Origin of the sequence: Psychrobacter sp. CLB018 (genome assembly GCF_041222815.1) — a bacterium.
Lineage (GTDB): Bacteria > Pseudomonadota > Gammaproteobacteria > Pseudomonadales > Moraxellaceae > Psychrobacter > Psychrobacter faecalis.
The window spans coordinates 2,315,488-2,337,914 of sequence record NZ_CP166085.1 but is presented as its reverse complement, the minus strand read 5'-3'; the positions used below and the strand labels follow the sequence as shown (position 1 = coordinate 2,337,914).

Sequence of the window (22,427 nt, the reverse complement as noted above, 5' to 3'; positions counted from 1 at the left end):
TAAAAACTAATGGCTACTTCATAATAAAAGCGACGTCAAAATCATGGGTTGGCACAAAATTACTTTCTTTTATTTCAAACGTCGTTGGTCCAATCTTTTTGATTTTACCTTTACCTTTCCAACAGAAGGAGACCAGTTCGTTAAGGTCGCGTTTGACGGTCAGTTTGAAATGAGTAATCGGTTTGGCCCAGTTTGCTCCCGTCGTTAGGATATAGCTTAAGGCATGATAGGGCCGTCCGTTATTATTAAATCCTCGCTGAGTTGATTTATCTACACAAAAATTTGAAAATTCTTCCTCGCCTAAAGATACTGATCCACCTACTAACGGTTTATACGTGTGTTTGACCTGGGTGATCGTATTGGCTTTGAACTTTTGCTCCCAACTATAAATCACCTGTGAATCCCAAGGGATATAGAGACTTTCTCTATCACTGATAAACTTATCGAGTGCCTTGCTATTACAGTCCAAAAGCCGTTGATTGATATCGTCGGTATCAAACCGATAGCTCCAAGGTGACATCATTTCAGCGTCACTAATACCACAAGCCTTGAAAATATTGGTGGTATCAATAGGGGTTTCTGCATAGTTCCGCTCACCATTTTTGATCATGAGCGGGTACATAAAAGTGCGGACATGCTGCTCAGGAATGATAGGCTTGCCATTGGCCCAAATTTTAAAGTTATCATAAGTAGCACTAGTATTAGCGTAATCTGAGTCTGTAAAGCTAGGTACAGCTGGCATAGGAAAAAGAACCGTCTCGGTAATGTCTTTATTGCTTAGATTTTTAAATTCATAATTGACGCGGACTTCATCTTTTGAGATGTATAAATCTTCACTATGCATGCTGATATGTTTATTTTTAATATACTCAACCCCACCTGCACCGACATAGCCGGTAGAGTCATTGGCTTGGGCAGCAGTCATCGCGATCAGCACCGCACAAGCTAATGTACCGCTAAACACAAAATGCCGCTTATCCATAAATCTCTTCCAAACGTATACACGCAACCAAGCGACCATCCCATTCGCGCAGTTGCGGCTCGACTTCACTGCATTTTGGTTTGGCATAAGGGCAGCGTTTATGTAGGGCGCAACCACTTGGGGGATTAAGCGGACTTGGCAGCTCACCTTGTAGCGTTAAATCATTCTTGTGACCATTGACAGTTGGCGCCGCCGCCAGTAAAGCGATGGTATAAGGATGCTTTGGCGCGTTATAAATGGCTTCTTTTGGCCCATGTTCGACGGCTTGACCTAAATACATGACCATCACATCGTCGGCGACATGGCGGACTACGGATAAGTTGTGTGAAATAAAAACATACGCCGTATGGTACTCGTCCTGCAAATCCATAAATAGATTCAATACTTGCGCTTGAATCGATACATCGAGCGCTGAGGTCGGTTCATCAGCAACGACGATTTTTGGATTGAGCATCATGGCGCGGGCGAGGGCAATTCGTTGGCGCTGACCACCCGAAAACATATGCGGAAAACGGCCAGCATGTTCAGGACGTAGACCGACGTTTCTCATCATCTCGTTTATTTTTTCGCGCTTTTCTTCCTTTGACAGTTTGGTATGGATATCTAATGGCTCGGTTAATTGATAACCGATCGTATGACGCGGGTTGAGACTGCCATAAGGGTTTTGGAACACCATCTGAATCTCGGTGCGCAAATCTTTTAACGCTTTTCTGCTATAGCCAGTGGTCGCTTCACCATTGATAGACAGCTCACCATCAGTCGGCTCTTCAATTAGGGTCAATTGGCGGGCAAGTGTCGATTTGCCACAGCCTGACTCACCAACGACCGCAAGTGTTTTGCCCGCTTGAAGCTCAAACGAGATACCATTTAACGCTTTAACATATGCTTTTGGTTTGCCCAAACCTTGCGATACTGGGTAATGCTTGTGTAAATTGTCTGCTTTTAAGACCACTTTATCACTCATACTTGGGACTCCAAAGTAGCAGGGTGCGGGGTAGAAATGCGAGTAGGTAAGCTTGGTAGTTCGGCGTGAATACAGCGCACTTTGCCAGTAGGCGTCTCTAAAATAGGCGGCGGCACTTCGCAAGCGGGTTCTTTATACGGACAACGAGGCGAGAGCAAACAGCCACTTGGTCGGTCATATTGGCTTGGTACCACACCCGGTAAGCTATTAAGCCTATCTTGGCCGATAGCCAACTCGGGAATCGCTTGTAGCAAGGCATCGGTATAAGGGTGAGCAGGATGCTGGAAAATCTCCGGCACTGTACTGGTTTCAACCACTTGTCCGGCATACATAACGGCGACATCACGTGAATTTTGCGCGACTAAACCCAAGTCATGGGTGATCAGCACCATGGCCATCTGTTTTTCGCGTTGTAAGCGACCAAGCAAGTCCATAATTTGCGCTTGTACCGTGACGTCAAGCGCCGTGGTGGGTTCATCGGCGATAAGCAGTTTCGGCTCGCAGGCAATGGCCATGGCAATCATAATACGCTGACTCATACCGCCTGATAATTGATGCGGATAAACTTTCAGTCGGTTTTTAGCATCGGGCATCTCAACCAACTCGAGCAGCTCTAATATGCGTGTACGAACCGCCGAACCACGCAGCCCAAGGTGTTTACGCAGTACTTCACCCAATTGCATCTCAACGGTAAAGCTCGGATTTAAGCAGGACATGGCATTTTGAAAAATCATGGAGATATCTTTGCCAATGATGCCGCGTTTTTCTTTGGCGGACATACTCAGCATGTCTTTATTGTTAAATATCACCCGCTGTGCGCGAACGGTTGCAGAAGGCGGCAATAAGCCCATAAGTGCCATCATAGTGACTGACTTTCCTGAACCGGATTCCCCAACGACAGCGAGAACCTCGCCTTGGGTGATTTTCAACGATACATCATCGACGGCGCGAAAAGCGCGCGCGCCTTGACCAAAGGTGACTGAAAGGTTTTCAATATCCAATAAGAGTGGCGCTTCTTTTTTTAATGAACCAGTCATCGAAGTTTCAGTAGTGACGGTTGTATTTAACGTATCAGTCATTTAGGTCACCTGCTTTAATTTTGGATCTAGCGCATCGCGTAGGCCATCACCCGTCAAGTTGATTGACAGGGCAGCTAGGAAAATAGCGACGCCGGGCCAAATGGCAAGCCAAACATTACTTTGAATATATTGCCGCGCTGTCCCGAGCATCGCACCCCATTCAGCATCTGGTGGTTGCACGCCAAAGCCTAAGAAACCAATCGCGCCAGCTTCTAAAATGGCAGAGGAAAAAATCATTGTTGCCTGGACGATAAGTGGTGCCATACAATTGGGTAAAATGGTGATAAATAATAGGCGTAGCACGCCAGCACCCATCACTTGTGAAGCGATAAAATACTCACGCTGTAGCTCGACCATCGCCGTTGCCCGCGTTAAGCGAATAAACGGCGGCGTACAAACCAGTGCAATGGTAATAATGGTATTGGTCATAGAAGGGCCTAAAATAGCCGCAATAATAATCGCCAATAGTAAGCTTGGATAAGACATCAAAATATCATTGACCAGCATCACCGCTTTGCCCCAAACCTTTGGCCAAAACGCCGCGCTCAGTCCTAAAGAAATCCCGACCAACATCGCAAGGGTTGTGGCACTTAGTCCAATAAATAAGGAATAGCGTGCGCCATACATTACCCGCGATAACGTATCGCGGCCGGCATCATCAGTACCCAGCCAAAACATCGCATCGCCGCCACTTAAAAAGGCGGGCGGTAATTGCTCTTGACCGGTAAACAACTCATAAGGGTCATGCGGCGCGAGGGCTGGCGCAAGTATGGCGATAATGACCATCAAGGCTAAGACAATAAAGCCTAGTACCGCACCTTTATTTCGGCAAAATGTCGACAAGAATAACTGCAAAGATGACGGCGGTGCGGCGCCTATCAGATTGAGATCAGAAGGAAGAACAGAAGGCTTCATGAGTAGTTCCTATAGTGGCCAGCGCTAAGAGCATGTAGAACCTCATTTCTTGAAAAGTTGAGGATTTGCTAAAAATTGCTCTAAATCATGCAAGCGCGTATCACCACTATTTATAATATGGGTATTTATCATTATCAAATTAAGAGGTATGTCGAATACGCGGATTGATCAAACCATATAAAATATCAATAAATAAACTGACTAAAATCAAGGCGGTGGCGACCAATAAAATACCATTTTGCACAATAGGGTAATCACGGGTAAAAAAGCCATCAAGTAGCCAATTACCAACGCCCGGCCAACTAAAGATGGTCTCAGTGATAATCGCGCCAGCGAGCAAGGTCGCCATCTGTAAGCCAATCACAGTGACTACGGTAATTAAGGCGTTGCGCATCACGTGTACCAATATCACGCGGCGCGGCGATAAACCTTTGGCGCGTGCTGTGCGCACATAGTCTTCATCCAATACCTCTAGCATCGCCGAGCGTGTCATGCGCGCAATCATCGCCAGTGGTATGGTCGATAAGGCAATAGAAGGCAAAATAAAATGTTTTACCACGTCCCAAAATGCGCCAGGCTCACCGGATGTTAAAGAGCCCAATAACCAAGAGCCGTAGAGTGGGTGAACATCTAAAAACTGCGCGACAGAAATGACACCGGCGACCGGCAAAAGGTTTAAATAATGGGCAAATATACCGGTTAGGATAGGCCCTAATAAATAGATAGGCATCGAGTAGCCAGCCAGCGCTCCTGACATTAAGGTGTAATCAATCCATGTGCCACGGCGCAGCGCTGCAAAAATACCTAAACTGACACCGACGACACTCGCAATGATAATCGCACATACTGCAAGCTCCAGCGTTGGGACAAAATGGGCAAAGAAATCTTGTAATACGGGGGCGCGGGTACGAAAAGACGCTCCAAAGTCACCGGTCAATATACCGGTTAAATAATCCCAATATTGGACGATGAGGGGTTTATCCAATCCAAGTCTTTCTAGGGCGCGCGCATGTAGCTCTGGATCGACCATACGTTCACCCATCATAATCTCGACAGCATCTCCAGGTACGAGACGAATCAGAGTAAAAGTGGATAGCGTTAAGCCAATATAGACAGGAATTAAAATCGCAATTCGACGCAGAATATAAAGTAGCATGGGCTGCTCAATAGTTGTGGTTCAAAAGTGATAAATCGAAGAGTAAAGCATTAGCAGTGATAAAAGCGTCCGTGAAAAAATGTTTAACAAGACGCTTGATTCATAGAAATTCGGCTGGAACAAACAAAACGTCTGACCAGCCGAATATGAAATATGAATTAAATAACCGTGCCTGTCATACCGGACTTTATTGGCTGATGCTATTCAACTTTCACACCATCGAAGCGTATGGCACCAAGCGGACTGATTTTATAATCAACAACGTTTGGTGCGGTGAATACGGTCACGACCGAATGCGCCATTGTCGTCCAAGGCAGTTGCTCTTTAAATATCTGCTGAGCTTTTACATAATCATCGACACGCTCATCTTGATTGGTAATCTGACGGGCACTGGTCACTAAATTATCAAAATCTTTATTACACCAGCGCGAGTAGTTATTACCACCGACCGCGTCACAAGATAATAGCGAACCAAGCCAGTTATCAGGATCACCATTGTCACCGGTCCAGCCTGCCAAAATGACATCAGGCTCACCTTTAGCGGCGCGTTTTAAGTACTCACCCCATTCATAAGTGACAAGCTTGGTATTCACACCAATCTTCGCCCAATCTGCTTGTAGCATTTCAGCCATGAGTTTGGCATTTGGGTTATAAGGGCGCTGAACCGGCATATACCATAGGTTGATAGAAAGGTTATCCGCACCTGCTTCTTTGATAAGGGCTTTGGCTTTTTCGACATCATAAGGCGCATCTTTGATCGATTTATCGTAACCCCACTGCGTTGGCGGCATAGGATTGGTGGCTTTAACCCCTTCACTTTGGTAGACCGCGTTGATAATAGCGTCTTTATTAATCGCCATATCTAACGCTTGGCGAACTTTAAGGTCGCTAAGTTTCGGTTTTTCAACGTTGTAGCCGACATAGCCGACGTTAAAACCAGGTTGATCGAGAACCGTGGCTTTGCCGGATTTTTTGACAGATTCAATTTCGGCAGGTTTTGGATAAGCAGACACATGACATTCACCAGCCTGCACCTTTTGCGCGCGCACGGCCGAATCTTTGGTGATGACGAATACTAAATTGTCGATATGAATGTCATCTTTGTTCCAATAGTCTGGGTTTTTGGTATAGCGAATCTGTGCGTCTTTTTGGTAGGACGTAAAGACGAAAGGACCGGTACCAACTGGTTTGGTATTAATATCAGCTGCGTTACCAGCAGCCATTAATTGGTCAGCGTATTCAGCAGAATCAATGTAAGCAAAGGCCATCGCTAGGTTTTGTAAAAATGGCGCGTTGGTTTCGCTTAGGGTGACTTTGACGGTATTGTCGTCAACTTTTTCAATATTAGAAATAAGATCAGGCAATCCCATGCCGACCGAATACGGGAATTCGGCAGGGTAGGCTTTATTAAATTCAAATTCTGGATTGGTGAGACGTTCTAGGGTAAAGACAACATCGTCAGCATTAAAATCGCGGGTCGGGGTAAAGTAATCGGTTTTACCGAATTTGACGCCTTTACGTAGATTGAAGGTGTAAGTTTTGCCATCTTCGCTGATATCCCAACTTTCAGCCAGCGCAGGCTGAATCTCGGTGCCGTCTCTTTTAAATTCTACTAAAGCGTTGTAAATAGGGTAGGCGCTGGCGTCGAAATCCGTACCTGCCGTATATTGAGCTGGGTCGAAACCAGCAGGGCTACCTTCTGAGCAATAAAGCAAGGTTTTTGCGCCTTTGGCGTCTGAGCTAGCAGCAGAGTCGTCGGTGGTTTTGTTGTCGCCGCTACAAGCACTGATACCCAAGATAACGGTCGCTAACAGGGTCAGTTTGAAGAGTGATTTTTGCATTCTTACATCCTATGTAATGATAAGTAGTCGCCAATATATCTATAGGTTCATAAGTGAATCCTATAATCAGCGAGCTGCTAATTCCCTTTAAAGTGTTTATAAATAAAGTATTTATACTATGCAAAACAAAAATAAGTCAGAGATTTTTAACTCAAATTGCAGGCTGCGATAAATAACAATATAAATAAGTGGTTTAAATATACTACCTTACACAGTTGTAACGCAAGGTATCAATATATTTAATTTGATAGAAAATGTCCCGTTTTAATATCCGTATTTTTGAATGTAAGCGCTATCTTCAATAGAAAAGTTTATGAGATAAAAGCGCCTACCGTAAAACATTTTACTTATTTTTTTCTATGATGCGATTTGCTCAGCGTGATGATGTTTTGCTTTAATTAAATCTGCCATTTTTTCGGCAATCATAATGGTTGGCGCATTGGTATTAGCGCTTATCAAGGTCGGCATCACAGACGCATCAATAACCCGCAATCCATTGACGCCGCGCACTTTTAGTTCTAAGTCGACCACAGACTTATCGTCTGAACCCATACGGCACGTGCCGACTGGATGATAGATGGTGTCTGATTTATTACGGATATAGCCAAGCATGCCGTCTTTTTCGATATAAGGGGCAGGGTAGTCTTCGGTGATATATTTGGCGATGGGTGCCTCTTGCATGATGGCGCGCGTACGCTCAGCGCCTGCGACCATATACTCTACGTCTTTAGGATGGGAGAGGAAGTTGGGATCAATCAATACGCACTCTGAGGGGTCAGCTGACGCAAGCCTAACCGTACCGCGACTTTCAGGGCGCAAGTAGCAGGCGTGACAAGAGATGGCAAAGCCGCGTCTAAGATCCCGACCGTGTTCAATCACGCGAGATATGACAAAATGCAGCTGGGTATTTGGCCATTCTTTTGGGGCGTCTCCAACGCTAAAAAACGCGCCTGCTTCGGCGTAGTTGGTAGATAGCAGCCCAGTACCATCTTTTCTCCACTGGCGAATGCTTTTGGTCAAGGTTGAGAGCGTTGCCATACCAATACCGATCACATCGGTAGTATTGACCTCGTAATCAAATACCACGTCTAAATGGTCTTGTAGATTACCGCCAACCTCGGGCGCATCGACCAATACATCGATACCGTGCGCCTGCAAGTGCTCGGCAGGACCAATACCAGATAGCATCAAAACTTTCGGCGAACCAAAAGCGCCACCTGACAAAATAATTTCCTGACGTGCCATCACCATATGCTCGACGCCGTCTTTTTCATAAGCGACGCCAACGGCTTGTTTGTCTTCAAAGATGACACGGTTGGCTTGGGCGTGGGTGATAACGGTTAAATTTGGCCGACTTTTTTGTACGGGGTGTAAATAGGCGGCGGCCGCAGAGCAGCGTTGACCTTGTTTTTCACCATGAAAATGGGTGACTTGATATAGTCCTGCGCCGTCTTGTTTTTTACCATTAAAGTCTTGATTGTGCTCCAAGCCATTAGCGACAGCCGCTTCTACAAATGCTTTTGAGATTTCACGCGGGCTTAATAAATTACTGACGTGCAAAGGGCCGCTATCGCCATGCAGTTCATCCGCGCCGTGGACATTGTTTTCAGCTTTAATAAAGTAAGGTAGCACATCGTCAAAACCCCAACCTTCGCAGCCTTGCTCAACCCAGCGCTCATAATCAAGCGCGCTGCCGCGAGTATAGATCATTGCATTAATGGCGGATGAGCCGCCCAAGCATTGACCGCGCGGTTGAAAGCCGCGTCGATTATTAAGATGGGTTTGCGGAGTAGTATGAAAGCACCAATTGTTTGATTTTAGCGGTTTGCCTGGTACTAAAAGGATTAAACCTGCCGGTACGCGAATCGCAAGGTCTTTGCCTTCACCGCCGTACTCTAATAAACACACACTGATATCGGGATCTTCTGTCAGACGGCTGGCAAGGACGCAGCCTGCAGAACCGCCGCCCACGATGACGTAGTCAAATTTTGGATCAACTTCCATGTTATCTTCCTTTTAGCATCCATGCTTATTAAGACGAGCTCGTTACAACCAGCTGATTAAAATGGCTTCTCCTTACAGTATCTATTATTTTGCTAAAATAATGCAATAAAAATGACTAGGGCGTGTTATTCACCTATACGCTTTGGAAGAAAAGTGCTGGAACTTTTACGCTAAGAGTAGAGTTATTGATAATAATCGCTGCTTCATATAGCTGCTTTATACGTCACATATCTCAGAGCGCACAATAAAGCGTTTGCCTTCGGGGATTTCTAGTGAAAAACTTGCCCCGCGTCCATTGACCACATCAATGGTCAAATCGGTATGTTGCCAAAGCTTGTACTGCGCTTTACCCATATAAAAAGGGCAGCCAGCCAGCTCACCGACGAGTACGTCTTGACCACCAACTTTGAACTCACCCAGCGGATAACACATCGGTGAGCTGCCATCGCAGCAGCCGCCAGATTGATGGAACATCAGGTCACCGTGTTTGGACTTTAATAGCTCAATTAACGCAACGCAGGCTTCTGTCGCTTCAAGTTTCATAACGTGCTCCTTATTTTTAAACTTTTACCCAAACTAATCGGTAAAATATAAAAGGTCGTATCATCTTCACTCACATCATTCATAGCATGTGGCTGAAAACGATACGACCTGTTATTTGTGACCAAACGTCGTAATTATCGAGATAATTTCTAAAAAATAAAAATGTCTCACATAATTGACATGTCTACATAGAGTAATCAATGACGATGCGACCCTCAATCTTACCATCACGCATACGATCAAGAATGTCATTGATGTTTTCAAGTGGCTCAGCGGCAACAGTCGCTTTTACTTGACCTGCCGCTGCCATGTCGAGTGATTCTTGTAAGTCGAGACGGGTACCAACGATTGAGCCACGAATGGTAATACCGTTTAGAACGGTATCAAAGATAGAGACAGGGAAGTCGCCCGTTGGTAGACCATTACAGACCAAAGTACCACCGCGTCGTAACATGCCTAAGGCTTGGTCAAATGCTTTAGACGATACTGCTGTCACGAGCGCACCATGAGCACCGCCGATTTCTGTTTGTAGATATTCGGCAGGGTCGGTGTTTTTTGCGTTGACCGTGACTTTTGCGCCCAGTCTTTTAGCAAAATCGAGCTTTTCATCATCTATATCAACAGCAGCAACGTTCAGTCCCATAGCAATAGCGTACTGTACCGCCATGTGACCAAGTCCGCCGATTCCTGAAATAACGACCCAATCACCTGGTTTGGTGTCAGTCATTTTCAGACCTTTATAAACAGTGACTCCTGCACATAAAACTGGTGCAATCTCAACAGAGGCAACGTTCTCAGGGATAATGCCGACATAGTTTGCATCTGCTAGGACGTATTCTGCAAAACTACCATTTACTGAGTAGCCAGAGTTCTTTTGACTTAGGCACAAGGTTTCCCAGCCACCTAAACAATGGGTACAGTGACCACAGGCAGAGTAGAGCCAAGGCACACCAACTCTATCGCCCTCTTTGACATGATGAACGTTGTCACCCACAGCAGTGATAAGACCTACGCCTTCGTGTCCCGGGATAAATGGTGGGCTTGGTTTTACAGGCCAATCACCTTCGACAGCGTGAAGGTCAGTATGACAAACACCTGAAGCCTGCATTTTAACCACAATCTGACCAGCACCTGGGGTCGGAATATCTACTTCTTCAATCTGTAAGGGTTGTCCGAATTCATGTAAAACGGCCGCTTTCATCTTATTAGTCACGTTACTTTCTCCTTATTACTGCCTTTTAAGTCGATATGCTCAGAGAGCACCAACTAGGCACTTTATAATTATTTATAAAGTGCCTTTAAAAAACTGAATTGAAAGACTGATTTAAAAGAAGCCCATCGCTTTAGGACTATAGGATACCAGCATGTTTTTGGTTTGCTGATAGTGATCGAGCATCATCAGATGGTTTTCGCGGCCGATACCCGATTGCTTGTAGCCACCAAATGCAGAATGCGAAGGATAGATGTGGTAGCAGTTGGTCCACACGCGACCTGCTTGGATGCCACGTCCGAAGCGATAGGCTTTGTGTACACTGCGTGTCCAGACTCCAGCACCAAGACCATATAAGGTATCATTGGCAATGCTCATGGCCTCTTCGTCGTCTTTAAATTTCGTGACGGCAAGTACTGGTCCAAAGATTTCCTCTTGGAACACGCGCATATCATTGGTGCCTTCAAAGATGGTCGGTTTCACATAATAACCGTCGCCAAGCTCGCCATCGTGTTTGGCTTGCTCGCCGCCAACCAAGACTTTCGCGCCTTCTTTTTTACCGATATCCAGATAAGATAAGATTTTTTCTAACTGGTCTGAGCTGGCTTGTGCACCAATCATGGTGTCAGTGTCTAATGGATTGCCCATTTTGATGGCTTCAACACGCTCGACACAGCGTTTGATAAATTCATCATAAATACTCTCATGTACCAGCGCACGCGACGGACAGGTACAAACCTCACCTTGGTTTAAGGCAAACATGACCAAACCTTCAACGGCTTTATCCAAGAAATCATCGTCTTCATCCATGATATCGGCAAAGAAAATGTTTGGACTTTTACCACCAAGCTCAAGCGTCACGGGAATGATATTTTCACTGGCATACTGCATGATAAGGCGACCAGTGGTGGTCTCGCCAGTAAAGGCCACTTTGTTGATGCGCGGGTTCGAGGCCAGTGGTTTACCGGCTTCAACGCCAAAACCATTGACGATATTAAGCACGCCTTTTGGTAAGATATCAGCAATCCCGATCGTCTCTAGCATAAATAGGATAGAGGCAGGCGTTTGCTCTGCAGGCTTGAGTACTATACAGTTACCAGCAGCAAGCGCAGGGGCTAGCTTCCATACTGCCATGAGGATCGGAAAGTTCCATGGGATAATTTGGCCGACGACACCAAGTGGCTCATGGAAGTGATAAGCAACCGTGTCATCATCAATTTGACTGATGCCGCCTTCTTGTGCACGAATGGCACTGGCAAAATAGCGAAAGTGATCGACAGCTAATGGAATGTCTGCTGCTAGGGTTTCACGTACAGGCTTGCCATTTTCATAGCATTCAGCAATGGCGATGGCTTCTAAATTGGCTTCCATCTTATCTGCAATTTTGAGCAGTAGATTGGCACGTTCAGCGACACTGGTTTTGCCCCAAGCGTCTTTGGCAGCATGAGCAGCGTCTAAGGCTTTTTCAATATCCGCTTCTTTTGAACGGGCGACTTGGCAGATGACTTTACCGTCAATGGGGCTGGTGTTGTCAAAGTATTCTCCATCGGCTGGTGCGACCCACTCACCATTGATAAAGTTGTCATATTTTTCGCGGAATTGGACGGGGCTGTTTTCTGTATTGGGATAGGCGTGTAGCATTAACGACTCCTTGTTGTATTAATTTATAAAGCAAATAAACGTTCAAGCCTTTGATATATGATCTTTTGAGGTCATATCTATAAAGTCAATTGCACGGTTTTGCTGGATCTTCCTGATCAGGTTGTCAGTCTATCCTACTGAACTTTTATACATAAGGATAGTTACTTTTACTAAAGCAAATCAGGTTGTTTCATAAATTTAGGTTATGCATAAGTATCTGCTTAAATTGGTTCGAAAACTTGGTACAGCTGTTATAATTGCTACCATTATGATGCTACGACGGTAGTTTCCTTTTTCTTATGTTATTGGTTGGTTTGGATATATGCGTCAATCTTCTGCTCTTGATATCTTAAAAACAGGTCAAAATGTGTTTTTGACTGGCTCAGCAGGTTCAGGTAAAACTTATACTCTCAACCAGTACATCAATTACTTACGCGCGCGCCGTGTGCCAGTTGCTGTGACTGCTAGTACGGGTATCGCGGCGACACACATGAACGGCACGACTATCCATAGTTGGTCAGGTATAGGCATCAAAGACGAGTTGTCTGATCGTGATTTGACCAATTTATCGCGTAAGCAGTTTTTAGCAGACAGATTAAAAGACACGGCGGTATTGATCATCGATGAGATTTCCATGCTGCATGCCAAGCAGCTTAACCTAGTCAACCAAGTGCTCAAGCATGTGCGAAAAAACGATGCTGCATTTGGTGGTATACAAGTGGTGGTTGCAGGGGACTTTTTTCAGTTACCACCGATTGGAAGTAAGGGTGAGAGTAACCGAGAAAAGTTTGCCTTTATGAGTGAAGCGTGGCTCGATGCCAAATTTCATATTTGCTATCTATCTGAGCAACATCGACAAGTGAGCGAAGCAGCAAATGGCGGGCTTGATTTAGACGATATTCTCAATCAAATTCGCCGTCAAGAAGTGAGCTTTGAAGCCATTGCTGCTTTAGAAGCCACCTTTGATCAAAACGTCGATATCAAGCGTACCCGTCTTTATACCCATAATCTCAACGTTAATAAAATCAATGATAAAGAGCTGGCCGCCTTAGATGGGGATATGATGCGTTTTGAGGCCACCTCGACTGGCGATAGTAAATTGGTTGAGACCCTCAAAAAAACGGTACGCACTCAAGACGATTTGGTATTAAAGGTCGGTGCTAAGGTGATGTTTATCAAAAACAACAGCGAGCTTGGTGTCTCTAACGGCACGATGGGTGAGCTGATTGGTTTTGCTGCGGTAAAAATTGACGATAGTAAAGATACGAGCGATGATTTGATTGAAGATACTGCGCAAGATGCTATTGCTAAGAATACGAAAAACAAAGCCAAAAAAGATAAAGAAAGTAAGGAAAAACCAAAAGATGAAAAACCAACCACGCAAAAAATGCCTGTAGTTCGACTAAACTCAGGTCGTGAAGTCATCGCTGAGCCTGAAGAATGGATCATCGAAGACGAAACCGGCGACGTGCTGGCAAGCTACTTACAAGTGCCGCTGTGTTTGGCTTGGGCCATTACTATTCATAAATCGCAAGGCATGACCCTTGAGGCGGCCGAGATTGATTTATCGCGCACTTTTGAGCTTGGGCAAGGTTATGTGGCATTGTCACGCTTAAAGTCGCTGGCAGGTTTGCAATTGCTCGGTATGAATGACATGAGCTTGCAGCTTGACCCGCTGGCACGCGGCGCCGATAAACGCTTTTTGGCACTGTCAGAGGAAGCGGATGCCAATTATGCCATGCTTGATGAAGAAAGTATGAGGCAGGCGCATGAGAAATTTATTCTAAAATCAGGCGGCACGCTTAGCAAGTCGGTGATTGAAGCGTATGCCAATTTGCAGAAAAAACGCCGCGAGCAACAGCAAGCGCAGATAGATAAAAAACAGAAACTTGGTAATCAAGTTTCTGATAAATCGGACAGCACCTTGCTGGCGACGCGAATTTTATTAGAAGAGAGCTTATCGATTGCCGAGATTTCGCAGGCGCGGCAGCTGTCGCAATCGACCATTATGCGCCATATTGCAGAATTAAAATCGCAAGATCCAAGTTTGGCGTGTGATCATCTGCGCCCAGACGATGAAGTGATGACGGCGGTTGGCAACGCTTATGTGGCCATTAAGGTCGCCAATAACCCTAATGACTTTAACGATGATGGCAGTGTTAAGCTGCGTCCAATTTTTGAGCATCTAAAACAAGCGGTCGATTACAATACCATTCGTTTGGCATTAATTTTTATTACGCCGTAGCATCCAATCGGTGAGAAAAAATCTCTAAAGATAGACCGTCATTATGCTGATAATATTCAATGTAGCGCGCCACTCTTTTTATATCTCTTTATAGCGATACCCTTTTATGTCTGACGTTATACCTGATTTTTCTAGCGCAACTTACCAATTGAACGCCGAACCTAGAGTGGCGCTTACGCATGCGACAGGCGAGCATACGCAGCCCTTGAGGATTGCTATCAATGGCTTTGGCCGTATTGGACGTAATGTACTGCGTGCCTTGTTAGAGCGCTTTGAGGTGTTGGGGCGCGCTATCCATGTAGTGGCGATTAATGATTTGGCATCGGCTGATATCTTATTGCATTTGTTAAAATTCGATAGTACTCATGGTCGCTTAAGCCGACTTGGCGTCAGTGCAGAGGTTTTAGACGATAAAAACAATACTCAGCTGTGTTTGACTAAGAATAATCTGACCTACTGCATCAAAATGCTCTCAGAAGCTGACCCAAAAAACCTACCATGGCGCACGCTTGGTATCGATGTAGTGCTAGAGTGTACGGGGCATTTTCGCTCTTATGAGCAGGCGCAGCTACATATAGCAGCGGGTGCACAGCAAGTCATTATTGGTGCTGCGCCCTTTGATAATGTCGATGCTTGTATTGTCATGGGCGTCAATACCGCTGAGCTCACACGCAAGCTGCCGATTATCTCGAGCGTTTCTTGTACCACGCAGGCCTTAGTACCGCTGATTGATACGCTTGATAAGGCATTTGGCGTTAGGTCGGCTATGATGACCGAGATTCATGCTGTGACTGCTGACCAGACAGTGCTCGATCAAGCGCACCGAGACCCAAGACGCGCACGCGCCTCTGGTTATAATATTATTCCGACCACCTCAAGTAGTATTGCTGCGACAGAACGGGTATTGCCTGCGATGGTAGGGAAGATAAACGGTCACTCGATACGCGTACCGACCATTGATGTGGCGGCGATTGATGTGACGTTTGTCTTTGATACGCCGGATGTCAGCGTCGATGCGATACGAGAAAAGTTAAGAGCTGCTAGCCTTGGTGATTTGATAAATATCATGGCGTATACTGATGAGCCGCTCGTTTCCAGTGACTTTATCCATCAGCCAGAATCGCTGATTATCGATGGGCAGCAATTGATGCAAGTGGGCGAGCAATATAAAGTGTTTGCCTGGTACGACAATGAATGGGGCTATGCCAACAGGCTGCTTGATATGTGCTTGCACCTCGCTTTAAGTAAATAACCTGGTTTGCAGTAAATGTTTTAAAAAAAGCACGGGGTAAAAAATTTTGGCGCACGCTAAGTCATTGATTTAAAACTGGCTGTAAATTAATTTCATTTTTTTAATATGAAGCGCTTGCATTATACGATGATATCTATATAATGATGCACCAATGGAGACGTGGCAGAGCGGTTGAATGCACCGGTCTTGAAAACCGGCAAGGGTTCATAGCCCTTCGAGAGTTCGAATCTCTCCGTCTCCGCCAAATTCGAAAAAGCCCCAATCAGTTATTGATTGGGGCTTTTTTATGTTTGCATAAATGCGGTTTTAACTTAGCGGGCACTCTATAGTTGGTTTATTTTAAACCCGATACCGTGCCGAGCGACTGGGATGAATTTTCCGCAGCCTCTGCACTAGCGCAAGCAAGGAAAATTTATACCAGTCGCACATAGTTATGCCCCTATCGATTTTGTTTTGAATGGACTATATGAACTCTCTATTATTTCGCCAGCGTTTGCTCAAACTCTACTTCTTGCCCATCCATTAATACCAGTGTGCCTTCGCTAATCTCAATGTGTATGTCCGTATGATTTTTAATCGCGCGCATGACATTGATATCTTCAATACTGCTTTCGATGATGATTTTGCCAGACTGTTCAGGTTCGATTGGTGGCTGGAACTGGGTCAACGGTACATTAAAGCTTTTACTTTTGGTCAAATTGGCCTCTTGCATGGTGAGCTTACCCTTAAAGCTTTTAATCGCTACCTTACCGTGGTTTGACAGCATAAACTGTAGTTTTACTTGGTTTAGACTATCGCTATCGCTGGTTTTTACGGGGAGTAAAGCGACAGGGTAATTTTGTGCTTTGGCAGTGTGCACTTGCGGACTGGTGACAATCGGGCTTTTTTTGCCAGTAGGATTGTTTGGATGCAAGCGCTCATATTCACGCTGCTGGATAAGGGCTTGCTTGATGGTGATACGTGGCATCGCTCCGGACTCATACGCGCCGCTGAGCTTCATACGTAGCATATAACGGCTCAAGAGCTGTCTGTCAGCCTCAGGCAACCGCTCAAACGTATCGCCAAGCTTCTTTTGCCATTGGTCAGAGTTGGTTGGTATGGTCTGCCTGCTTGGATCTGCTGGCGGCTGTGTGCAGCCATTGATAACTGGCAACATCGCTACAGTAAATGCCAATAACATGGCCTTTTTTATATAGCGTGCACGGCCTGCGTGTTTATATAAACCAATCATCATATGCCTCCTTTTCAACCCATATAGATACTAATAACTTTTATACCAATATAGCGCCTATCAATATAGCGCTTATGATAATTTTGTATGTTTGTTTATCGCTAATGGGTATTCGATGTTATTAAGCGTATTAAGAAGGGCATGTTTTATGTAGCAAGTTCAAATTAAATAGCAAAAAAAAGACCAAGCGCCGTTAAGCAAACTTAGTCTTTTTTTTGTATGTATGATAAGCCAAGTGCTACTCTTTATCTTGCAGCTCAGACAGCGGGTGAGTGGTGGTATTATTATGCGTGACCACAATCGCCTCATCAATGATACGTTGGCTGACCCCGCGCTTACGTAGGCTTTCAATAAACACTTCATCATGCGCCAAGGTATAATCTTGATGGTCGCGATCCAGCCCTTGACGAATGTATAGACGAATCAAGCCTTGGATACGTTTAAAGCCCAGCTCTGCTGAGGTAGACTCTAATAACCTAATCATTTCTTCAGACAAGCGAATACTGATCGGACGCGTGATTTTTTGTGGATGATCAGAGAATTTATTTTTTATACGAACAGGTATCATAATAAACCATTACTTTTAGTGAGTAGGAATAAAACACTCAGACAAAAACGAACTTGGTCACAGCTCTTCTTACCATACAATAAAAATCGCTAAAAGAACACCGTCGCCGTATGAATATTGTATTGGTGAATAAGGTAAGCTATTAAGGATTAAATAGCGACCATAAAAAAACCTCCATCAAATAGTTGATGAAGGTCTTTTAGAATATGGCTCTCCAACCTGGGCTCGAACCAGGGACACACGGATTAACAGTCCGTTGCTCTACCAACTGAGCTATTGGAGAATAAGTTGTGATAACGGTTAATTAAACAAGTTTTACAAAGCCTTTGGTAGGTGCGATTGCTTATCTTGTTTGCGTTATGTGGGGCACATTTTAGCCAAGTAGTTCTGGGCTGTCAACCTTATTAGGCGATAAATAATAAATATAATTATAAATAGGATAAAATTGTGGGTGTTTCTTGTTAAAGCGGCGACTTTATTGACGGTGACGATGGTTGCTGCTGCTAAAATATGTATAAAAATTAATTTTTCTTAATATTATTATAACTTACTTTATTCCTTAGTTTGGTAAGACTATCTATTTGAAACTAAAGAAAAACCTTATATTGCTTTAACCCTTAAAATCTCTATTTCACGCACCCATATAAACCTATAAAATAGTCAGCCCAGATTTTTTATCATTTTTGCTTTGATTTGAAGCTTTTTAACTCCTTATTTTTTTTAAAACATATTCTAACCGATATAGGTGCCCTAAATATGAGTCCAACCATGATTGCTTACGGTTACCTTGCCATCGCTATTGTCTGCGAAGTCATTGGCACTACCTTTTTGGTCAAGTCAGAGCAGTTTACGCGTTTTGTGCCCACGCTGATTATGGCGGTGCTTTATGCGATTTCGTTCTACTTATTGACCCAAACCATAAAAACCATCCCTATTGGTATAGCTTATGCGTTATGGGGCGGGCTTGGTATCGTATTGACTTCACTGGTAGGACTGTTCTTTTTTAAGCAAACGCTCGATACAGCAGCGATCATCGGCATTGCGATGATTGTTGGTGGGGTAGTGGTGATGAATTTATTGTCTAATTCGGTGGCACATTAAGTAAACAAGCATTATTAATCGTTAAACATTGAAACGTCAAGGATAAATACATTGACCACATTAAAGTATATCGCGCATTACTCTGAGCAAATTCAAAGCCAAGCGGCGACGCTGATTAGTACGGGCAGGCTGGGTGAGTATTTGGATAAAAACTATCCAAACCGTCATCAAATACAAAGCGATAAAGCGCTATATCAATATAGTAATGAAATCAAAAATCAGTATATGCGTAAGAGTAGCCCGCTGTCGCAGGTGTCTTATAACAGTAAACTTGCAGTGCTCAATCAAGCACTTGGTATTCATACCTATCAATCGCGCGTGCAAGGCAGTAAGCTAAAATCACATAATAGCATCACGGTAGCCAGCCTATTTAAAGAAGCGCCGCCCGAGTTTTTGCGTATGATCGTGGTGCATGAGTTGGCGCATTTTAAGGAGCAAGAGCATAACAAGGCCTTTTATCAACTTTGCTGTCATATGGAGCCAAACTATCATCAATATGAGCTTGATACTCGTTTATGGTTGCATTGGCGCGAGCGCTCATCTATCGTGATGAAATAAAAGCTAATAATAATGCTAAGTCAATAAAATAGTAATAGCGCTAATGACGATGAATAAAGCCGCTGTTTTAACACTAAGGTAGTCTATGAGTCAGTCAGCGCCGCAATCTATAGCTAAAGATAAAAAAGCATGGCTCATTCCTGTGCTGTGTCTCATCGCGGGTGGCGGATTGATCGGTATTTCTACCAATCTAGCCAAATTAGCAGGTGAGGTCGGTCTGACGCCGCTGGCATTTCTGTTTTGGTCTATCACAGGTGCGGCGTTTATTTTATTTAGTTATGCGTTGTTACGCCACGAGCTGCCGCCGTTAAGCAAACCAACCTTGAGCTATTATTTGGTTGCGGCGTTGGTGAGTGTGGCAGGCTCCAATCTCATTTTCTTCTCCGCTATTCCGCATGTCGGCGCCAGTTTTGTCGCCTTGATTATTTCTCTGCCGCCACTATTGACGTATCTTGCCGCTATCATCCTAAGAATAGAGCGCTTTACCAAGCTGCGCGCGCTTGGCGTGGTCGCGGCACTTGCCGGCGCAGGGGTGCTCGCCGTCCGTAAATTCGCTGCGCCCGATGCCAGTGTTTTTTGGATTGGGCTAGCGCTTTGTGGTCCGGTGTTATTGGCGATTGGTAATATTTATCGCACCTTATATTGGCCTGATAATCTCTCTCCGAGCGCGCTGGCACCGGGTATGCTGATAGCCGCATCCGTGCTACTTGGCTTGTTTAGTATTTTACCTAATTATTCTCTTGCCGTTCCGCTAGCTGAGATGTTGCCGTTAGGGTTGATTGCCGTGCAGGCTTTCGTTTTTGCTGGACAGTTTTTATTGTTATTCTTACTACAAAAAACCGGCGGCCCCGTACTACTCAGTTTATTAGGCTCAGTTGGGGCGGTGGTTGGTGTGCCGGTTGCTATTTTTTTACAAGGCGAGCGTCCGCCTGAAGGGTTGTTTTTGGGCGCATCATTGATAGCGCTTGGCGTCGTGTTGGTTACCTATGGTGGGGTAAAAATGGCGGCATCAAACCAGCAGACTCAATAAAGGGTGGGCTTGCGGCTAAAAGGGGTAAAAAGCAGCTAAACCGTTAAGTTTTCTTAGGATTGAAAGATTAGGTTTAAATGTCCGCCGTCGTTACCATACGATTGAGCATGGCTGCTAAGCGCGCGTTGTTATCGGCAATATATTTATCGCCAAGCGTTATGATTTCAGTAGGTGATTGTACGGTTTTAGGATAGTTAATTAGCCCTTTTTGAATGGCATTGTCGCCATTTGCTACCATTTTAACGATGCTTTCTTTGGTGACTTCAAAATGACACTGCCAAGCCATAACCCAAGTACCAAGCGCTTTTTGCTGCGGCGTTTGATAAAGAAAGCCTTGATTGGGCCACGCTGCTGATGTTGCTAACGGAATCGCTCCTTGTGGATATTCAAACCCATCGCCATGCCAATGAAAGACCGTAAACGGCTGCTTTGGTAAGTCCTGTAGTAAAGGGTGAGACTGAGCGTCTTTAGTCAACTGAATAGGTAGCCAGCCGATTTCTTTTACGCCTGCCGGCTCTACGCTCGCCCCCAAGCAGTGCGCAATAAGCTGCGCCCCCAAACAGACACCTATCACTGTTTTTCCGCTATCCATACTTTGTTTAATCAGACGTTTTTCTTCAATTAGCCAAGAATGGTTGTCCTCATCGTGGACACTCATCGGCCCGCCCATCACGATTAACCAGTCAAAACTGTCAAGCGCTGGCAAGGTGTCTTTATTATAAGAACGCGTGTAGGTAATAGTGTGCTGATGATGAACTGCCCAATGCTTAATAAAGCTGAGGTCTTCGTAATCTGTGTGAAATAAAGCATGAATACGTAAGGTCATCTGATGATCTCGATTAAGAAGTTGTATTTTTATAATATTGAGAGTCTATAAGCTATGAGCTGTCTTAGATAGTGAAAACTATTTAGAGCACTCTAATTCTCTTAAGTGTTTCATTATAAAGCGTAAAATTAGCTATTCTTATAATAACCTAATATTGTGATAGAAAAGGCTTGCAAAGTTTTAAAAACTTGCTAAAATGCATGTCCTAAATAGGCGTATAGCTCAGTTGGTTAGAGCGCTACCTTGACATGGTAGAGGTCGCTAGTTCGAATCTAGTTACGCCTACCAGATTCGAAAGCCCCAATCATAAAGATTGGGGCTTTTTTTATGCCCGTTTTATAAGGGCTGTAGCGCAAATCGAAATTATACATTAGTTAAAAACTCTGTTTTTCTATTCGCAAGTAAACTCTATTAAAAATCCTGTGTGCCTAAAATGTGCCCAAGGCGTGCCTAACGTATTTTTGGCTCGTTAAATAATGGAGCTTTTTGACCTCAACCTTAAATACTATCAATGTTTGTAGTTTACATGTTTTGAAAGTCTATATTAGCGAAAGCCCGAATCATCACGTGATTTGGGTTTTTTAATGTCTAACACATATGATAAATCGTATCTAAATCTGCAGTTAACTATACAGCCTAAGCTTATGATTAATTTTTCTTAGAGTCTAGCGCTTGTACATTCTCCGCATCGGAGCTAGCAACATATTCAAAGATATCTCCAACCTCAACTTCTAAGAACTCACACAGCTTATCAATGGTATCAAAATCAATTCTTGATGATTGGTCGTTATATATTTTATGTAACGTCGTTTTGCTGATTCCTGTAGAGCGTACGGCATCCGCTACCTTTAATCTTCTTTCGGCTAACAAAGTCGGTAAATGATTAACTATCACATTAAAACTCCAATCTTAGTTGTAAAAAGTACTTACATAGTTATAAAAATATGTTAAATTACAACTATGATGTTCAAAAGTACCATTATGATTAAACTTTATATAAGGAATGTATTATGTCACACACTTACCTGACAACCCAAGAGCTTTCTGAGCGTATCAAATACAATCCGCGCACGATCCGTAGTGAGCTTAAGGATAGCGTACTTATTGAGGGCATTCATTACATACGTCCTTTTGGTGGTCGCAAGATTTTATACGTTTGGGAAGAAATTGAAAAAGACATGCGCACTGGTATCACTGGTAGCATCAATGAGCTATGCTGAAGAAACCGTAGAGCTAAACTTGGTAAACTAGGCGTATTAGTCGGAGCTTACCAGGAACAAG

The 22,427-nt window shown here is 44.3% G+C and carries 20 protein-coding genes and 3 tRNA genes; 8 read left to right on the top strand and 15 right to left on the bottom strand.

The features are described from left to right. Positions 1-13 precede the first annotated feature (13 nt). The 10 genes from AB8P72_RS09875 to AB8P72_RS09830 form a co-directional block, all read right to left on the bottom strand. Positions 14-1,069, bottom strand: coding sequence for a DUF4424 family protein (locus tag AB8P72_RS09875; RefSeq protein ID WP_306495238.1), 1,056 nt, complete (start codon positions 1,067-1,069; stop codon positions 14-16). Continuing rightward, positions 975-1,946 (bottom strand): peptide ABC transporter ATP-binding protein, encoded by a 972-nt coding sequence (locus AB8P72_RS09870; RefSeq protein WP_193031278.1) that lies wholly within the window; start codon positions 1,944-1,946, stop codon positions 975-977. Before AB8P72_RS09870 ends, AB8P72_RS09875 begins: the two co-directional genes overlap by 95 nt. Continuing rightward, the gene (locus AB8P72_RS09865) at positions 1,943-3,025 is read right to left on the bottom strand and encodes an ABC transporter ATP-binding protein (protein WP_238060416.1); all 1,083 of its coding nucleotides are present in this window, start codon (positions 3,023-3,025) and stop codon (positions 1,943-1,945) included. Before AB8P72_RS09865 ends, AB8P72_RS09870 begins: the two co-directional genes overlap by 4 nt. Then, the gene (locus AB8P72_RS09860) at positions 3,026-3,940 is read right to left on the bottom strand and encodes an ABC transporter permease (RefSeq protein WP_193031280.1); all 915 of its coding nucleotides are present in this window, start codon (positions 3,938-3,940) and stop codon (positions 3,026-3,028) included. A 139-nt stretch (positions 3,941-4,079) separates the two neighbouring features. Continuing rightward, positions 4,080-5,096, bottom strand: a complete 1,017-nt coding sequence (locus AB8P72_RS09855; RefSeq protein ID WP_193031282.1) for an ABC transporter permease — start codon at positions 5,094-5,096, stop codon at positions 4,080-4,082. 200 nt (positions 5,097-5,296) lie between these two features. Continuing rightward, the gene (locus tag AB8P72_RS09850; RefSeq protein ID WP_198328892.1) at positions 5,297-6,937 is read right to left on the bottom strand and encodes an ABC transporter substrate-binding protein; all 1,641 of its coding nucleotides are present in this window, start codon (positions 6,935-6,937) and stop codon (positions 5,297-5,299) included. 357 nt (positions 6,938-7,294) lie between these two features. Then, entirely contained in the window at positions 7,295-8,941 is a 1,647-nt protein-coding gene (locus tag AB8P72_RS09845) for a GMC family oxidoreductase (RefSeq protein ID WP_193031287.1), read from the bottom strand. A gap of 216 nt (positions 8,942-9,157) precedes the next feature. Beyond that, a complete protein-coding gene (locus tag AB8P72_RS09840) occupies positions 9,158-9,484 on the bottom strand; it encodes a DUF779 domain-containing protein (protein ID WP_193031289.1) in 327 nt (108 codons plus the stop codon). Positions 9,485-9,668: 184 nt separating this feature from the next. Further along, on the bottom strand, positions 9,669-10,697 hold the full coding sequence (gene adhP, locus AB8P72_RS09835) for an alcohol dehydrogenase AdhP (protein ID WP_238060835.1): 1,029 nt from the start codon (positions 10,695-10,697) through the stop codon (positions 9,669-9,671). A gap of 111 nt (positions 10,698-10,808) precedes the next feature. Beyond that, positions 10,809-12,335 carry an aldehyde dehydrogenase family protein gene (locus tag AB8P72_RS09830; RefSeq protein WP_193031291.1) on the bottom strand — a complete coding sequence of 509 codons (1,527 nt, stop codon included), beginning with the start codon at positions 12,333-12,335 and terminating at the stop codon, positions 10,809-10,811. A 322-nt stretch (positions 12,336-12,657) separates the two neighbouring features. On the opposite strand from AB8P72_RS09830, the gene AB8P72_RS09825 reads away from it, so the two are divergent. From AB8P72_RS09825 to AB8P72_RS09815, 3 genes are all read left to right on the top strand, one after another. Further along, on the top strand, positions 12,658-14,580 hold the full coding sequence (locus tag AB8P72_RS09825; RefSeq protein WP_193031293.1) for an AAA family ATPase: 1,923 nt from the start codon (positions 12,658-12,660) through the stop codon (positions 14,578-14,580). A 118-nt stretch (positions 14,581-14,698) separates the two neighbouring features. Next, positions 14,699-15,832, top strand: coding sequence for a type I glyceraldehyde-3-phosphate dehydrogenase (locus tag AB8P72_RS09820; RefSeq protein WP_102076869.1), 1,134 nt, complete (start codon positions 14,699-14,701; stop codon positions 15,830-15,832). Positions 15,833-15,985: 153 nt separating this feature from the next. Further along, a tRNA-Ser gene (locus AB8P72_RS09815) sits at positions 15,986-16,076 on the top strand. 234 nt (positions 16,077-16,310) lie between these two features. On the opposite strand, the gene AB8P72_RS09810 is transcribed toward AB8P72_RS09815, so the two are convergent. The 3 genes from AB8P72_RS09810 to AB8P72_RS09800 all read right to left on the bottom strand — a co-directional run bounded on the left by AB8P72_RS09810 (position 16,311) and on the right by AB8P72_RS09800 (position 17,914). Then, positions 16,311-17,066 (bottom strand): hypothetical protein, encoded by a 756-nt coding sequence (locus tag AB8P72_RS09810; protein WP_226928858.1) that lies wholly within the window; start codon positions 17,064-17,066, stop codon positions 16,311-16,313. Positions 17,067-17,301: 235 nt separating this feature from the next. Then, positions 17,302-17,631 carry a CopG family transcriptional regulator gene (locus tag AB8P72_RS09805; protein WP_068408103.1) on the bottom strand — a complete coding sequence of 110 codons (330 nt, stop codon included), beginning with the start codon at positions 17,629-17,631 and terminating at the stop codon, positions 17,302-17,304. 207 nt (positions 17,632-17,838) lie between these two features. Further along, positions 17,839-17,914, bottom strand: a tRNA-Asn gene (locus AB8P72_RS09800). A 473-nt stretch (positions 17,915-18,387) separates the two neighbouring features. Here AB8P72_RS09800 and AB8P72_RS09795 point away from each other — a divergent pair. The 3 genes from AB8P72_RS09795 to AB8P72_RS09785 all read left to right on the top strand — a co-directional run bounded on the left by AB8P72_RS09795 (position 18,388) and on the right by AB8P72_RS09785 (position 20,320). Continuing rightward, positions 18,388-18,732: a multidrug efflux SMR transporter gene (locus AB8P72_RS09795; RefSeq protein ID WP_082894398.1), complete on the top strand. Its 345-nt coding sequence runs from the start codon at positions 18,388-18,390 to the stop codon at positions 18,730-18,732. 51 nt (positions 18,733-18,783) lie between these two features. Then, a complete protein-coding gene (locus AB8P72_RS09790; protein WP_102076867.1) occupies positions 18,784-19,290 on the top strand; it encodes a M48 family metallopeptidase in 507 nt (168 codons plus the stop codon). 85 nt (positions 19,291-19,375) lie between these two features. Next, entirely contained in the window at positions 19,376-20,320 is a 945-nt protein-coding gene (locus tag AB8P72_RS09785) for a DMT family transporter (RefSeq protein ID WP_102076868.1), read from the top strand. A 73-nt stretch (positions 20,321-20,393) separates the two neighbouring features. Here AB8P72_RS09785 and AB8P72_RS09780 read toward each other — a convergent pair whose 3' ends face one another. Continuing rightward, positions 20,394-21,146 (bottom strand): type 1 glutamine amidotransferase, encoded by a 753-nt coding sequence (locus AB8P72_RS09780; RefSeq protein ID WP_068408356.1) that lies wholly within the window; start codon positions 21,144-21,146, stop codon positions 20,394-20,396. Between the two features lie 211 nt (positions 21,147-21,357). Between AB8P72_RS09780 and AB8P72_RS09775 the strand changes: the two genes are divergently transcribed. Then, positions 21,358-21,434, top strand: a tRNA-Val gene (locus tag AB8P72_RS09775). Between the two features lie 360 nt (positions 21,435-21,794). On the opposite strand, the gene AB8P72_RS09770 is transcribed toward AB8P72_RS09775, so the two are convergent. Next, the gene (locus AB8P72_RS09770; protein WP_102076934.1) at positions 21,795-22,040 is read right to left on the bottom strand and encodes a helix-turn-helix transcriptional regulator; all 246 of its coding nucleotides are present in this window, start codon (positions 22,038-22,040) and stop codon (positions 21,795-21,797) included. Between the two features lie 116 nt (positions 22,041-22,156). Here AB8P72_RS09770 and AB8P72_RS09765 point away from each other — a divergent pair, with 116 nt between their 5' ends. Continuing rightward, positions 22,157-22,366 carry a hypothetical protein gene (locus AB8P72_RS09765; protein ID WP_102076933.1) on the top strand — a complete coding sequence of 70 codons (210 nt, stop codon included), beginning with the start codon at positions 22,157-22,159 and terminating at the stop codon, positions 22,364-22,366. The last annotated feature ends 61 nt before the right edge of the window (positions 22,367-22,427 follow it).

What these genes read in the sequence shown, in the direction of transcription:
- AB8P72_RS09865 (WP_238060416.1), bottom strand. Translation starts at nt 3,025, where the DNA reads ATGACTGATACGTTAAATACAACCGTCACTACTGAAACTTCGATGACT.
- AB8P72_RS09860 (WP_193031280.1), bottom strand. Translation starts at nt 3,940, where the DNA reads ATGAAGCCTTCTGTTCTTCCTTCTGATCTCAATCTGATAGGCGCCGCA.
- AB8P72_RS09830 (WP_193031291.1), bottom strand. Translation starts at nt 12,335, where the DNA reads ATGCTACACGCCTATCCCAATACAGAAAACAGCCCCGTCCAATTCCGC.
- AB8P72_RS09855 (WP_193031282.1), bottom strand. Translation starts at nt 5,096, where the DNA reads ATGCTACTTTATATTCTGCGTCGAATTGCGATTTTAATTCCTGTCTAT.
- AB8P72_RS09825 (WP_193031293.1), top strand. Translation starts at nt 12,658, where the DNA reads ATGCGTCAATCTTCTGCTCTTGATATCTTAAAAACAGGTCAAAATGTG.
- AB8P72_RS09875 (WP_306495238.1), bottom strand. Translation starts at nt 1,069, where the DNA reads ATGCCAAACCAAAATGCAGTGAAGTCGAGCCGCAACTGCGCGAATGGG.
- AB8P72_RS09810 (WP_226928858.1), bottom strand. Translation starts at nt 17,066, where the DNA reads ATGATGATTGGTTTATATAAACACGCAGGCCGTGCACGCTATATAAAA.
- AB8P72_RS09805 (WP_068408103.1), bottom strand. Translation starts at nt 17,631, where the DNA reads ATGATACCTGTTCGTATAAAAAATAAATTCTCTGATCATCCACAAAAA.
- AB8P72_RS09795 (WP_082894398.1), top strand. Translation starts at nt 18,388, where the DNA reads ATGAGTCCAACCATGATTGCTTACGGTTACCTTGCCATCGCTATTGTC.
- AB8P72_RS09785 (WP_102076868.1), top strand. Translation starts at nt 19,376, where the DNA reads ATGAGTCAGTCAGCGCCGCAATCTATAGCTAAAGATAAAAAAGCATGG.
- AB8P72_RS09870 (WP_193031278.1), bottom strand. Translation starts at nt 1,946, where the DNA reads ATGAGTGATAAAGTGGTCTTAAAAGCAGACAATTTACACAAGCATTAC.
- AB8P72_RS09850 (WP_198328892.1), bottom strand. Translation starts at nt 6,937, where the DNA reads ATGCAAAAATCACTCTTCAAACTGACCCTGTTAGCGACCGTTATCTTG.
- AB8P72_RS09780 (WP_068408356.1), bottom strand. Translation starts at nt 21,146, where the DNA reads ATGACCTTACGTATTCATGCTTTATTTCACACAGATTACGAAGACCTC.
- AB8P72_RS09840 (WP_193031289.1), bottom strand. Translation starts at nt 9,484, where the DNA reads ATGAAACTTGAAGCGACAGAAGCCTGCGTTGCGTTAATTGAGCTATTA.
- AB8P72_RS09765 (WP_102076933.1), top strand. Translation starts at nt 22,157, where the DNA reads ATGTCACACACTTACCTGACAACCCAAGAGCTTTCTGAGCGTATCAAA.
- AB8P72_RS09845 (WP_193031287.1), bottom strand. Translation starts at nt 8,941, where the DNA reads ATGGAAGTTGATCCAAAATTTGACTACGTCATCGTGGGCGGCGGTTCT.